The 12,201-nt window shown below is 30.5% G+C and carries 18 protein-coding genes; 1 reads left to right on the top strand and 17 read right to left on the bottom strand.

Features of this window, described 5'->3' with window-relative positions:
- Positions 1 to 52: 52 nt before the first annotated feature.
- From ACMFBB_RS05300 to ACMFBB_RS05245, 12 genes are all read right to left on the bottom strand, one after another.
- A complete protein-coding gene (locus ACMFBB_RS05300) occupies positions 53 to 826 on the bottom strand; it encodes a S1 family peptidase (protein WP_435263420.1) in 774 nt (257 codons plus the stop codon).
- A gap of 138 nt (positions 827 to 964) precedes the next feature.
- Positions 965 to 1,675: a hypothetical protein gene (locus tag ACMFBB_RS05295; RefSeq protein WP_435263419.1), complete on the bottom strand. Its 711-nt coding sequence runs from the start codon at positions 1,673 to 1,675 to the stop codon at positions 965 to 967.
- Between the two features lie 94 nt (positions 1,676 to 1,769).
- Positions 1,770 to 1,967, bottom strand: a complete 198-nt coding sequence (locus ACMFBB_RS05290) for a hypothetical protein (protein WP_435263418.1) — start codon at positions 1,965 to 1,967, stop codon at positions 1,770 to 1,772.
- Between the two features lie 46 nt (positions 1,968 to 2,013).
- Positions 2,014 to 2,613 (bottom strand): DNA adenine methylase, encoded by a 600-nt coding sequence (locus ACMFBB_RS05285; protein WP_435263417.1) that lies wholly within the window; start codon positions 2,611 to 2,613, stop codon positions 2,014 to 2,016.
- Between the two features lie 183 nt (positions 2,614 to 2,796).
- Entirely contained in the window at positions 2,797 to 3,381 is a 585-nt protein-coding gene (locus ACMFBB_RS05280) for a hypothetical protein (protein WP_435263416.1), read from the bottom strand.
- 7 nt (positions 3,382 to 3,388) lie between these two features.
- A complete protein-coding gene (locus tag ACMFBB_RS05275; protein ID WP_435263415.1) occupies positions 3,389 to 3,865 on the bottom strand; it encodes a hypothetical protein in 477 nt (158 codons plus the stop codon).
- A 1-nt stretch (position 3,866) separates the two neighbouring features.
- Positions 3,867 to 4,871: a hypothetical protein gene (locus tag ACMFBB_RS05270; RefSeq protein ID WP_435263414.1), complete on the bottom strand. Its 1,005-nt coding sequence runs from the start codon at positions 4,869 to 4,871 to the stop codon at positions 3,867 to 3,869.
- 6 nt (positions 4,872 to 4,877) lie between these two features.
- Positions 4,878 to 6,167, bottom strand: coding sequence for a S49 family peptidase (locus ACMFBB_RS05265; protein ID WP_435263413.1), 1,290 nt, complete (start codon positions 6,165 to 6,167; stop codon positions 4,878 to 4,880).
- Positions 6,168 to 6,240: 73 nt separating this feature from the next.
- Positions 6,241 to 6,693, bottom strand: a complete 453-nt coding sequence (locus ACMFBB_RS05260; RefSeq protein WP_435263412.1) for a hypothetical protein — start codon at positions 6,691 to 6,693, stop codon at positions 6,241 to 6,243.
- 104 nt (positions 6,694 to 6,797) lie between these two features.
- Positions 6,798 to 7,289, bottom strand: a complete 492-nt coding sequence (locus ACMFBB_RS05255) for a hypothetical protein (RefSeq protein WP_435263411.1) — start codon at positions 7,287 to 7,289, stop codon at positions 6,798 to 6,800.
- A gap of 12 nt (positions 7,290 to 7,301) precedes the next feature.
- Complete coding sequence (locus ACMFBB_RS05250; protein WP_435263410.1) at positions 7,302 to 7,520, bottom strand: hypothetical protein; 219 nt, start codon at positions 7,518 to 7,520, stop codon at positions 7,302 to 7,304.
- 495 nt (positions 7,521 to 8,015) lie between these two features.
- Entirely contained in the window at positions 8,016 to 8,387 is a 372-nt protein-coding gene (locus ACMFBB_RS05245; RefSeq protein ID WP_435263409.1) for a hypothetical protein, read from the bottom strand.
- Between the two features lie 19 nt (positions 8,388 to 8,406).
- On the opposite strand from ACMFBB_RS05245, the gene ACMFBB_RS05240 reads away from it, so the two are divergent.
- Complete coding sequence (locus ACMFBB_RS05240; protein WP_435263408.1) at positions 8,407 to 8,703, top strand: hypothetical protein; 297 nt, start codon at positions 8,407 to 8,409, stop codon at positions 8,701 to 8,703.
- A 9-nt stretch (positions 8,704 to 8,712) separates the two neighbouring features.
- On the opposite strand, the gene ACMFBB_RS05235 is transcribed toward ACMFBB_RS05240, so the two are convergent.
- From ACMFBB_RS05235 to ACMFBB_RS05215, 5 genes are all read right to left on the bottom strand, one after another.
- Positions 8,713 to 8,853, bottom strand: coding sequence for a hypothetical protein (locus tag ACMFBB_RS05235; protein WP_435263407.1), 141 nt, complete (start codon positions 8,851 to 8,853; stop codon positions 8,713 to 8,715).
- A 127-nt stretch (positions 8,854 to 8,980) separates the two neighbouring features.
- Complete coding sequence (locus ACMFBB_RS05230; RefSeq protein ID WP_435263406.1) at positions 8,981 to 9,943, bottom strand: TolB family protein; 963 nt, start codon at positions 9,941 to 9,943, stop codon at positions 8,981 to 8,983.
- A gap of 350 nt (positions 9,944 to 10,293) precedes the next feature.
- Positions 10,294 to 10,581 (bottom strand): hypothetical protein, encoded by a 288-nt coding sequence (locus ACMFBB_RS05225; protein WP_435263043.1) that lies wholly within the window; start codon positions 10,579 to 10,581, stop codon positions 10,294 to 10,296.
- 158 nt (positions 10,582 to 10,739) lie between these two features.
- On the bottom strand, positions 10,740 to 11,474 hold the full coding sequence (locus ACMFBB_RS05220; protein ID WP_435263405.1) for a DUF7003 family protein: 735 nt from the start codon (positions 11,472 to 11,474) through the stop codon (positions 10,740 to 10,742).
- A gap of 271 nt (positions 11,475 to 11,745) precedes the next feature.
- Positions 11,746 to 12,024 carry a hypothetical protein gene (locus ACMFBB_RS05215; RefSeq protein WP_435263404.1) on the bottom strand — a complete coding sequence of 93 codons (279 nt, stop codon included), beginning with the start codon at positions 12,022 to 12,024 and terminating at the stop codon, positions 11,746 to 11,748.
- Positions 12,025 to 12,201 lie beyond the last annotated feature (177 nt).

Genomic DNA, 12,201 nt, shown 5'->3' with positions numbered 1-12,201 from the left:
AACGTTTTGGCTAAGCTGCGTTTTAATGCAGTTTAGGTTTTGTTGTGTGTAGTTAATTTAATTCAACTCCTGGTAATAGGTTCGAGTTTGCGGCATTTAATAGTATCTCGTTTACGACATTCGGCTTCCAAACTCTACCTATTTCTGACGTACCATCAATTCTGCCGGAATAAACTCCTAAAAATTTCGTGTGTGTTCCAATTCGGTTCCCATCTTTAAATTGCGTCATGCCAGTGCTTCTGAGTACGACCGGGGAGCCAGACATTCCGCTTCTTGTAGTCGCATCAATTAAGAAGACAGGCTTTCCATTATAATTAAGGTCAACATCACTGGCAATGTGTCCAGTTTTCCAAATTGAAAACTTACCTCCTGATGTTAGGCCGTTAGGATATCCAATTATACTTACTGATTTTGAAGGATATAAAACGATTTCCAAATTAGCCGTATTAAGATCTAACTCGCGAATAAAAATGTCATCCGTTTTTTGAAATGGAATAGCGACAACATCTATTTGCCTTCCATTCTGATGTTCAATCCATCTAGGCGTTCCGTCTTCGTTTTTTAACGTTATTGTTTTAGGCGCCCATGTCCCAATTTTATTTGTGTAAAACCAAATCTTCATTTTGTCAGGGTCACATAGCCCATTAGACGAAAGAGGGTCGTTTGATTCAGGGTTTCTTCCCGTAACATTATGCCAATTAGTTATTAGGTAATATTGTTCTTCAGCTTTTACACAAAATCCCGTTCCTACACCAAGAGGAGAAGCGGCTCCTTCAATGGACATTTCTAAGAATAAAGGTATGACTGTGTATTCGTCAATTGTCATATACTAATACTTTAACCCGATTTTAATTACACACAACTTGTTATATAAAGAATAAAGTTCTCGTTTATCCGATTATCTTCCCAGATAAAAGGAACTTTTATTCCTTTTTAACAAATATACTTTTTTATCATAAAAACCTTAAATTTTTTCCAAAACAAAACTCAAAGTAGACTCAAGATTGATTAACTTTTTAGTAGCCTTTTCAATTTTCGTTTCTAGTTTTAATTTTTGAGTTCTTAATGATGTATTTTTTAATTCTGCTAGTAGTTTTTCTTTTCGTGTTTTTTGTCGTGTTATAGATGAACGTAGGGAGTTCTGTTTTTTTAACAACTCAATAGGAGTTAAATTCTCTAGCGTTGTTTTAGGTACTTGTATGACTTCTTTATGCTCCAGATAGTAATCAATTATTTTCCACGCTTCGTTTATGGCCTTAAATAAGCTTTCTATTTTTAAAATAACGCCCAATGCTTTGTGTTCAATTTCATGTTCTTCCAATGCATTTAATTGCATTTTTAAACTACAAGCTTTAGCAAAATTATTTTTTTGCTCTATGTAGGTAGCATGAAGTTCAAGAGGTAAATCTGTTATTAGAACTCTTGGTTTGAAGGATGGTTTAGGCTCTGTGGTTCTTATTAAAGTAGGCTTGTTTTTTTTGGAAATAGTAGCTTTTGGCACTTCTAATTTTTTGTATTTCTCTAGTTGGTACCGAAGCTTTATAAGGTTTTGGGGAGTATCTGCTTTTTGCATCGCTTTTAAAAAATGGCGGTTGCAAGTTGGTAGGGCCTCATACAATTGTAAGGCAATTTTATAATCTTGGTTATTGCTAGAAAGCCATGTGTCTATTGTCATTTTTTTATTTCAAAATTGACAATTGTTATTTTTTATTCATAGGACAAAAAAACCGCTCAATAATGAGCGGTATCAGTTTGTAATTTAAAACAGTTTAAAGTGACCTTGAGGAATTACACTCTTTATATAACATAATATCGTTATAGCCCGTTTTATGTGTGGTTTTATTATAATGATAAGCTATTTTCGCTTTATTAAAAGGGTTAATCCCTCCAGTATTTGATTCTATCCATTCACATAGTTCAACAATACTAGATTTATCTGAAGTGAAGTAAAAATATTTGGTATTCATTAAAACCTTTAAAACATCTAAATAATCGGAAAGTCTCCAATAATTTTTATAAGTTGAACAATCTGTGCTTAGATATGGAGGATACTACTAAGAATACGATGTTATCGTGTTTACGATATTTTTCAAAAACACTTTTATAATCATCATGAATAAACTCTACATTTTGCAAATATCCATTGTTCTTATACACTGATTTTCTTAGATTATTGTAAAATGTTTGTTTCTCTAAGTCTTTAAATGATTGAACATATTTCATACTAAATAAAAGATTAGATGATAAAGTTATGTAATCAACAAATCCGATATTATCATAGCTTTTTATAATTTTTAAGACTTTGCTTTTTAAACATATTGGAATTTTACTGTTTTTATTTAAGTCAATCAATATTGGTTTTAGTTTTGATATTATTTCATTTGTTAAAGGAATAGATTCTAATCTTTCTTTAAAATTATCAAAATCATTATAAATTACTTTTGCATTTGGCTTTTCTGTTTTTACGGTATGACTTAACAAGCCACTACCTCCAAATAAATCTACATAAATTGCATTTTCTGGAAATCCCTTTAAGGCTTCTTTAAACTGTTTTATAAAATTTCTTTTTTGTCCTTGAAAAGGTAAGGGCGCACTTGTGTGTTTTATATACATTTTTTACGTTTTTACATATAATGTTATTACATTTGTTACTCCTACACCTTAAAACCCAAAAGCCAACGACAACCAGAAGACTTTGTCCTCCAGTAGCCGTTGGCTTTATGTTTAAAAAGGTGTAGGAATTTTTTTAACGCTGGAGGACTTTTTAAAACCCTCCCAACAGATTAAATAATCATTTTATAAAACTGGTTTTGGTTTTGGTTGTAAATTTATATCACCTAAATAAACAGGAGCTGCTACTACATTTTTATCTGTAAAAACCATAGCTACATTATTTTCACCTTCTTTTTCAGAGGCTACTTTTGGAGTTCCTTCTGATAGTATTGCCCCGTAGCTTTTATCTCCTAACTGGCGTACACGTCCTGAGCCTGCCTCACGAGCTAACACTAATAAAGGTTTTTTTCCTTTATACATACGTAAAGCCCCTAAAACAGTAGGGTCACTACCCTGAACTACGACATTAAGTTTGTTTTCAAAAACTAGCTTTTGTTCACCAATAAGCGAACTTTCAATTCCGTTTTTATCTTGAATTGCTTTAATTCTTGTAAAACCTTTACCTTCTTTAAACATATGACTTTCAGTAATTGTTGCCAACTCTTCAATAGTTGTAGCAACATTAGCTGTGTCCTTACCATCCATGCTTTTAAGAGACCCTATTTTTTCTAAATCATCTAAAAAAGCCACATAAATTTCATCATGAACCATTCCTCCTGTAGGCTCAATATCTGTACCCCCGAGGGTTTCTAATCTTATATCTAACATACTTTTTTTAGTTTACAGGTTCTACATAAAAGGATTTTCCGTAAACAAGCTCTGACATTATCTCTTCGTCCTTAATTAGTTTACTTGTCTCCTGAACAATACCTTTTACTTTAAGAGTCTCAGGAGCCTCAAATTTAAAAGCAAAATCCTGACCATCAATTTTAACCGTAGGACGAGTTTTTAAATACTCCTCTTTGGTTAGTACTTTTTGAGCAATTACTGGCTTAGCGGACTCTTTTAACTGTTCATTTTCTTGTGAAAGCTCAGTGTTTTTAGCTTCCAAAGCTTCTTTTTCTAACTCTACGGCTTCTTTTTGTTCTTTTAAATCTTTATTTTCTTGATTTAAGTTATCTACCTGAGCTTCTGAAACTTCTAATTTATTGGTTAACTCCTTTTTTTCTTGCTCTAATTGAGTTATTTGAGCAGTTAAAACTTCAGTATCTACTGAAGCTTCTTTTTTATTATTTGTGTTTTTTCCTGACATATTATTTTAAATTTTCCATTGGATAATACAATTGATTCAGATCTGCATTCCCTAAACCTTTACCAGCTCCAGAGAAGTCTGCAACATAAACTAACTCATTAACGTAAAAATCATATCCTAGATGGAACTCCATAAAGATTTTTAGTAAATAATCTTGCTTTTGTATATCCGTAATACTTGGTTTATTTGCTTTTTCTAAATCTATTAATCTTAATAGATTTCCTTTTGTCGTTGCAAAAATGATGTCATCTGGTAAATACCTTAACCCTATGATTTTATAACCATTTGTTTCGGTTTCTTTTTTTCTTGAACTATCATAATCATTATGGACTCCGTATTTTTCAGTAATTGAATCACCATATCTCAATTGCATTTTTTTAGAACAAAAAATGTAATCAATATCTGTTTGAGAATTTTCTGGAATATTTCTCTCAAAAAACTCAAACTGATCTAATACATTAGCATCAGTAATTACATCTAAAGGAATCTTATAAAATGGGTTTTTAGTATTTAGCCTCCCCTTATTAATAACCGAGGCTATTCCATCTAACGAATGCCCAAACTCTCCTGAAGCTTTGGTTTCATCATAAACTCCCCTAATAGATAAATCATTAACATCATTAGCTACAGCTTTCATTAAATCATCAATAATTACTTTTGATATTGGTTGATCTTTAGGATCTTTTCCTTCAACTAATAAGTCACTTAACCATGTATTGTAAACATCATTTACATTTAAAGGATAGTTTACTTTTTGTCTGAAATTAATAGATACTTTTTGTCTGAATTGAGTATCACCAAGTGGTTGCCAAACATCTTTAAAACCTTGTACAACTCTTGAAGTTTTATTGTGGTATTGAGGGTATTTCCCGTGCACTTTTGATAATGAAGTACAATATTTATCAAGTTCTACATCTGTATTATAAAACTTACCAGAAATAATACTAGTATTTTTTTTGATATAATCATCTAATTCAGCCTTTACGCTTTCAACATTTACTGCCATTATAGTCTATTTTAAAAAGTTATTTGCTTCTTTATTATGAGCGTACTCTTTTACTGGTGCACTATCTCCAATTTCTGGATCAGCGGTAGCACTTGTTTGAGTTTTTGTAGTTGCTGAATTCTTAGCAAACTCGTTTCGCTGATTATTCAATAAATTGATTTTTTGCGATAAAGTATGCTCAGCGTTATATTCAATTTCAGCATTGTCTAAAGCTGCATTAATAGCAGTTTCAGCTTTACTGTTGGTTAAATTAGTTGCATCTAACTTCGCTTGAATATTAGTTGCTTTTTGGTCTTTGTTTACTAACGCCTGCTCTAACGTTTGCAATTCCGTTTCTTGGAAATATGCCCCGTTTTCATTTGCACCAATAGGTGCATCATACCCCAATACAGTTTGTATTGTAGGTACTTCAATTGTTTTACTCATATTTGTATTGGAATTAATATTACTATTTGAAGTGTTGTTATTGGCTAAATCAAAAACTTTATCAATTGCTGTTTGAAAATCTCCTATTTCGTCGATTAAGCCTTCTTTTAAAGCATCATCAGGGTTGAAAATGTCACCTTTTAAAGCTTTCTCAGAAATAGATGGACGATACATTTTTATATCATCATGGAATTTTTGAGCATTTGGATTAAGTATTTTTTCAAGTAAAGGCTTATTATTACCTTCCTTTAATGCTCTACTTTGCAAGTTCTTTTCGGGTGATAAATCAGCGTAAATTTCGTGAAGTTTAGCTCCTTTCTTTTCTAAAACTCCAGAAACATCTAATTTTTGAAACATCGTACCAATACAGCCAATAAAATCGGCATGTTTATTGGCTACTATGAATTTACAACCAGCAGATAAATAATAGGCTGCTGAACCTATAAGGTCATTTGTATATACTCCAATTGGCTTAGGGTAATTGAAATTATACTCAGCAAGTTCAGAAGTTCCTGAAGCCTGACCTCCTCCTGAATTAACGTCATATAGTACACCTACAATACTTGAATCTTCTTTCCATTTTTCTAATTGACTAATAATTGATTGAGTGCCTTTTGGTTCACATTCCTGATTGTATTTGAAAATTGGATGATGCATTTTAATAACACCAACTGATCCTGAATTATTTTTACCAGACGCAACATTTTGAAAATGTCCAGAATTTTCAATTGTTGAAAATTCTGTTGCGTTCAATGTTAATTCTTGATTCGAACCGTTCATTATTTTAAATAAAAAAGGAACTAACGATGCCTTAGAATTTTCTTCTAGCATCCAATTCGAACTTAAAAGAGAGTGTAAATTTGACTTCATGTAACATGCTTTTTTTTGCACATTACAAACATAAATCAGGAGTATATCCTATGGTAGGACAAAAAAAACAACACTACTTATTGGTTATAAATACAGGCTTTTGAGGTATTTTACCTTTAATAGATACTGCTATTTTTGCAGGGTTTTCTTGCTTTTTTGAATGTACATGCTGGTATATTAATTCTAAGGGAAAAATTTTAGAACCATACAAAATTGAAGAATCCGTATAGGTGTTTGCTTTTAAAATAAATCCTTGATTTATTATCTTATTAAATAATGTGTCAATTTCGCCAGAAGGACTTTTAATTTCTAGGCTTGAAGCTATTGCATAAAGTAAACCATTTGCGGTTCTCCTTGGTTTACATGATACTATTAAAGTTTCACCAACTGGTTGAATAATGGTATTATTTGACTCGTTTTTAGTATAGGTAAATTCAGATACGTTACTATTTGTAAGTACTCCTGGGCAAGTTAAAACATCTGTAATTGGTATGATTTCAAATGAATGAAAAGCTCCTAACTCCATATTATTTTCTCTTTTTTATAGACTCATTCGGACAAATAAAAATTTTAGGTAAAAGTGTCCGAGCTAACCCCTTTATTTATAAGGGGTGTAGAGGTCTTTTTTTTTTATGTTTTTTTTTTGTCCGAATTACGTTTTTTGGAAACATATCTAGAATAATTTTTATAAGCAGTTTCTAGGTTTAAATCATCTTCATTTATATTGTAAAACTCTAAAAACGCTCCTAAACATTTAATTATTTCAGAAGACTGATCATACTTCCCCGTTTGTAAATTTATCCTCACAAATTCATACATAGAAGTCTTAAAAATATTATCTATCTTTTTCTCTAATACAGAAAATGAAGTGTATTTAGGAAAATGCCCATGAGTTACACATAATTGATTTGCTACAATACAATTATAGGTAGATTTTTCATTAGTAAATATAGGTTTCTGATAGTCTTTAGTTAAAACATCTACTATAATTAAACCTAAATATGTACGTTTCGTTACTTTGTACTCCTTCCCATAAAGTTTAGTTAAATATTTTACCAAATATGACCTCATTGGAATTTTTATAACCGTTGGATCTATTGTAGTTTTAAGAACTTTAGCCATATATAAATATACTTATTTACCTGTTAAAACAGAAGCGATTTCGTAATTATTACCATTAAAAGTGTAGGTTTTTTCAACAGTTTTTGAGCATACTTTGAAACACTCTTTTTTAGATTTTAAATTTTGAATCACAGCTTCAACACTTTCATCTTTTAAAAGCTTTCTTTCTTTCCAAATAAAACTTTTATTCCTGGTAGTTGTTTTGAGTTTTCTTAATTTTATTGTCTGCATTTTCTGAAACGTTTTTATTTTTCGTAAAAATATTTCTCCCCAAGTTTTTTCCAAAGGACAGTTTTAATAACAGTATTAAATTTTCAATTTTCCAAGACCTACCGACCTACCTTTTATTAATAAACTCAGTATTTATAAGGGTTTCAACTATATTTAGCACTAATAAACACCTTATTTAAAGGTAGGTGCAAGTAGGTCTAACCCTTAAAAAGGTAGGTTTGGGGTTTTTCATCAAACCTACTTAAACCTACCTTTTTGACACCTCAAACCTACCTCCAAATAAATGAACAAAGCCTTTATTAATAAGGGTTTATATATATAATTATATATATATAGTATAAAAAGTAGGTCGGTAGGTGTAAAAAATCAATTGATTCCAAAAACAGTTCGCAGTCTTATCCTTTACCCGTTTTTTTAATGGTGGGGTACGGGGAATTTCACGCACAAAAAAAGACCCTCAGATTTGAGAGCCTTTTTTGGATTTTATTTATAGTTTTAAACGACACTTCTTTTTTTGAATTTTAAATAACACAAAGCGAAGTTTATATCTTCATTATATTTATGAATTACACCTTCATACGGATCTAAATATTTTTTCTTTTTTTTCAATACAAAATGACCTGTTGGAACACCTTGTTTAGATATTAAAACAATTGAATTTTTAGGGGCTTCCTCAAAATACCTGATTCGTTTAAATTCTGTATCATACCCATGATTTTGTAAAAAAGGTTTTAGATCATTGAGCATTGAGGTTACTCCTTGTTTACCTATTTCATTACAAATAACATCTATTGGTAAACCTGTTATCATAGACAATACTGTTTGCCCACATTTTTTTGTTTTATATCCTTGTGATTGATATTTCATTGTGTTTTATTTTTGTAAAATGAATATTGTTGAACTTGATTTGATTTGTAAAAAGAGAAGTAGAGAGGTTTTTGAAACGGCTAAATATAGATTAATCAACCATCCTTTTGTTGACACCCCTATTAATCAGAATATAATTAATGATTGTATAGAGTGTGATATTAAAGAATCTCTTGGTGCTAAAATCCTTAAAGATTATCTTTCAAAATACAGTGTTAATAAAAACGATATTAAAATTATTGATGAAAGAATTAAAATTTATGAATCTATTGTAATTAAAACTTTCAAAGTTTTTGCGAATAAGAATATTGAATAATTTAAAGGTTTATAAACTTTCCCATGATTCAAGTTCTTCCGTGTTATTTGCGATGTATTTACCACAACTCTCTAAACTTCCATAATGTTGAAGTCCTCCTCCTTGCCAAACTTCCCAGTCACCATCACTTCGTAATTGTAATTCTATCATAATTTCTACTCTTATTTTATAATTCGTTTACTAAATCTTGGACATAAAAAAACACCTTGATTAAGGTGCTTTGTGGTAAGTATGTATTTTATTTTAACGTTTTGGCTAAGCTGCGTTTTAATGCAGTTTAGGTTTTGTTATGAACAGGTCTGAAAGACGGAAAGGTAAAATAATTATCTCCAAATGTAATTTGCTCAACATCTAAAGATTTTAAACTCATTCTATATATATTCATTGTAGGGTTGTCAGATTTCATAGGGTCTCTATTTGGGGTTTCTGATCTACTATAGATAATTGAGTTTCCATCATTAGAAAGAGATACACCAAGTTCATATATATTAGGTGTATTCGTTAAGTTTTTGAGTTCTTTAGTGTGAAATATGTATTGATATATTTCTCCTTCTTCGCCTATAAACATAGATTTTAAGTCTTTAGAAATCGTGGATGAAAAAAGAGGAGTATCCATTTTTTCAATTTGCCCGATTTCTTTCTTTACAGCACCATCTAGATTTATCTCATAATATTTATTAACAGGACTCTTCTCCGTTTTATTTATTGAAAAATAACCAATTCTACCATCAGGATAAAGATTTGGAAAATAGTCCCAATATTTTCCTTCATTTCTAGTTATGTCTTTTATTTTCCCGTCTAAAGATACAGAATAAATCCCTGCGTCTCCTTTAGAATGCCACTTAAAATGATGTATCAAATATCCATCAGGATGCCAAAACTGTAATTCTTTTTCTTTATTTTTAATATCATAGTTATTTGTTTCCATTACAGTTCTTGTTGTTCCTTTATCAATAGTGTAAATATGTGTACCTGGAATCCCTTTTACAATACCAGTAAAACCGAACTCTTCACCATTCGGAGACCATGATATTTTTCGATTCCAACCACTATTTTCATCTTCTATCTTAACGATTTCTTTTATTGTATTTCTTTCTATATCTAATACCTTAAATGACATTGATCTTTCATCAAAAAAGCCAATTTCATAGTCTTTTGTATTTGAATTATTTTCTTTGCAACTAATCGTTAGTAATAGAAGTGATAAAATTGTATAAATTAATTTAATAGATGTTTTCATAATTAATAATGTTTTATTCTTTTATTCAATTTCGGAGGGTTTTATAATTAACGAAATTCTTGTTCATAACGTTTTGTGTATGATTAGTTGCGATTTTTTTCCAAATGTAACTAAAAATTATTGATGTTCAGTTTCAGCGAATACTTTCTAAAGTCACCTATAGTCCGCAATTTATTATACATTTTGTTAGCTATAGATTTTTTTCTCTTATGATATGTTTAATTGTAATAGGAAAAATCACACATTTCAAGAAGTCTAAATAATGTAAAATTCCATATTTTGTTTTAGAATAATTTATCTTAACTTTCTCATAAAATCTTATTGAACCCTGTGTAATTTCATCTCAATTTTTATCGTTGTCCAAATATTCCCCCAAGGATAAAGAAAATTGGAGTAAGTATTAAAAATGAAAAACCTATTTTCCTTATTCGTATTTTTCTATTTAACCTTTCAATAATTTTTTTGTCTGAGGTTAAAGAAATAGCTTTTCTAATATGTTTGAAACCATAATGAGGTTTGTCACAAATTATTTCTGAGGTTTTTATTTTAGATATAATCAAAGTTGGATTTGAAATAATTATTAATATCAATCCCAAAATCCATGAAGACATCATTAATATGGAAAATGTTTCATTCATTCTTTTAATTTATAGCTAACGGTCTCGTATAACCGTCAGTTACGGGTTAATATACGCACACTTTTCGGTTAAGCACTGACTTTTACAATTCCGAGTGGATTCGGACTTAGTCGAATCCGCCGTAATTGCGGTTATACATTGTTACCAAACGTATTTTTTTATAGTGTTCCTCCATCTGGCCAGTTTTTCCAATGATTATTTGGTTCATTAGTTGATTTGTAGAATTCCGCTTTTCCAGTTTCCAATACTTTGGCTATCTGTTTAAAAGTTTCATTTTTACTTGGAAGTTCCGAATCAGCACAATCTGGATGATGCCATTCAGTCAGCTCCATAATTTTTGGTAAATCCGGTGGAATTCGTTCCCTTATTTCCTTTTCGGTCGCCTCTAATTCATTGTTGTATTCAGGCTCTAAACCTCTCATAAATTCCCAAACGAAAATTTTGTCTTCCTCTTCGAGTTCAATTCCTTTATTCAGATAAAATTCTCTGTTGTGATTAATACTCAATTCTTTTCCACGTAAAAGCATTGTTTTTGCTTTTGGGTTTAGACTTTCCAAATATTCTTCGTCAAAAGTCGAATTGTCCGCACTATTATCTGTTATGTATAAAAAGTTTGCGTTGTCAGTTCCAGGCTTTGTGTCTATGCAGTTACCAAAAATGTGTAAGCAATTGGAAATTCCGTCGTGTCCTCCACCACGATAATTAAATCCGATTACTTCAATGATTAAAGCCCATTGTTTTTCATCTCGGTAAGCACTCATTTTTGAGTGAATCGGATAAACGTAGCCATTGTCCAACCTTGGAAAGGTAAAATCCTCAGCACATTTGTCAAGTTGCTTAAGTATTTCCTTTGCTGAATATTCCTGTTTTTTCTTAAATCCGAAGATGTTCATTCGTATGTTTGGTAACTCCTTATATAAAGAATAAAGTTCTCGTTTATCCGATTATTCTTCCGGATAAAAGGAACTTTTGTTCCTCTTTATCTTTATTTGTTAAGGTGCTTTTTTTCACAAATATAACTTTTACAATTAATTATTTAAAGACAACAACAACCTTTTATTCCTTTTTTATACAAATCAAAAGATTGTTGTTATCCTCAAATTTTACTTACCACAATTATGTCAAAGAACTTTTCCGTTTTTTAGGTATCGGAGAACCTACAGATTAATTGTAAACCGCTCTTGATTCGGCCTTCTTTGCATTATAATCTAAAAACTCAATTTTTAATCCTGCTCCAGAACGTGATATTTCGATGTTGTCAAAATCCCAACTATCGGCCATACTCATTAAAGCTTTAATTTGATTTGTAGAAATTTTAGAATAAGTATTAATCTTGGCCGACTTTACAATCCCTTTTTCAAATTGTAACGTTTGACTTGTTGCTGTTGGTTTAAAGATTTCATCCTTTTGTTCGTTAAATCTTATTGTTTGTAATTCTTGCATAATTTTTGATTTATGGCCAAATAGCCGATTAATGTTTTAAAGTTGTTTTACTACTGTTATTGTAATTCTTATATTATCTTTCATTTAATCTGGTCTTTTCTTTGTAAGGTTATTTACTTATTTACGTCTATTAAAATCCTAAGAATAGCATCACGTAAATTCTTGGGGATTTTAAGG

The sequence above is a fragment of the Tenacibaculum sp. nBUS_03 genome, from assembly GCF_051201695.1.
In the GTDB taxonomy this organism is placed as follows: domain Bacteria; phylum Bacteroidota; class Bacteroidia; order Flavobacteriales; family Flavobacteriaceae; genus Polaribacter.
Note: the sequence above shows the minus strand (reverse complement) of the source record. Positions and strands in the feature narration are given on the sequence as shown.

Coding starts and splice junctions, on each gene's coding strand:
- ACMFBB_RS05215 (WP_435263404.1), bottom strand. CDS start 12,024: ATGCAAGAATTACAAACAATAAGATTTAACGAACAAAAGGATGAAATC.
- ACMFBB_RS05235 (WP_435263407.1), bottom strand. CDS start 8,853: ATGATAGAATTACAATTACGAAGTGATGGTGACTGGGAAGTTTGGCAA.
- ACMFBB_RS05260 (WP_435263412.1), bottom strand. CDS start 6,693: ATGGAGTTAGGAGCTTTTCATTCATTTGAAATCATACCAATTACAGAT.
- ACMFBB_RS05265 (WP_435263413.1), bottom strand. CDS start 6,167: ATGAAGTCAAATTTACACTCTCTTTTAAGTTCGAATTGGATGCTAGAA.
- ACMFBB_RS05230 (WP_435263406.1), bottom strand. CDS start 9,943: ATGAAAACATCTATTAAATTAATTTATACAATTTTATCACTTCTATTA.
- ACMFBB_RS05255 (WP_435263411.1), bottom strand. CDS start 7,289: ATGGCTAAAGTTCTTAAAACTACAATAGATCCAACGGTTATAAAAATT.
- ACMFBB_RS05245 (WP_435263409.1), bottom strand. CDS start 8,387: ATGAAATATCAATCACAAGGATATAAAACAAAAAAATGTGGGCAAACA.
- ACMFBB_RS05280 (WP_435263416.1), bottom strand. CDS start 3,381: ATGTTAGATATAAGATTAGAAACCCTCGGGGGTACAGATATTGAGCCT.
- ACMFBB_RS05225 (WP_435263043.1), bottom strand. CDS start 10,581: ATGAATGAAACATTTTCCATATTAATGATGTCTTCATGGATTTTGGGA.
- ACMFBB_RS05285 (WP_435263417.1), bottom strand. CDS start 2,613: ATGTATATAAAACACACAAGTGCGCCCTTACCTTTTCAAGGACAAAAA.
- ACMFBB_RS05290 (WP_435263418.1), bottom strand. CDS start 1,967: ATGAATACCAAATATTTTTACTTCACTTCAGATAAATCTAGTATTGTT.
- ACMFBB_RS05295 (WP_435263419.1), bottom strand. CDS start 1,675: ATGACAATAGACACATGGCTTTCTAGCAATAACCAAGATTATAAAATT.
- ACMFBB_RS05300 (WP_435263420.1), bottom strand. CDS start 826: ATGACAATTGACGAATACACAGTCATACCTTTATTCTTAGAAATGTCC.
- ACMFBB_RS05250 (WP_435263410.1), bottom strand. CDS start 7,520: ATGCAGACAATAAAATTAAGAAAACTCAAAACAACTACCAGGAATAAA.
- ACMFBB_RS05220 (WP_435263405.1), bottom strand. CDS start 11,474: ATGAACATCTTCGGATTTAAGAAAAAACAGGAATATTCAGCAAAGGAA.
- ACMFBB_RS05240 (WP_435263408.1), top strand. CDS start 8,407: ATGAATATTGTTGAACTTGATTTGATTTGTAAAAAGAGAAGTAGAGAG.
- ACMFBB_RS05275 (WP_435263415.1), bottom strand. CDS start 3,865: ATGTCAGGAAAAAACACAAATAATAAAAAAGAAGCTTCAGTAGATACT.
- ACMFBB_RS05270 (WP_435263414.1), bottom strand. CDS start 4,871: ATGGCAGTAAATGTTGAAAGCGTAAAGGCTGAATTAGATGATTATATC.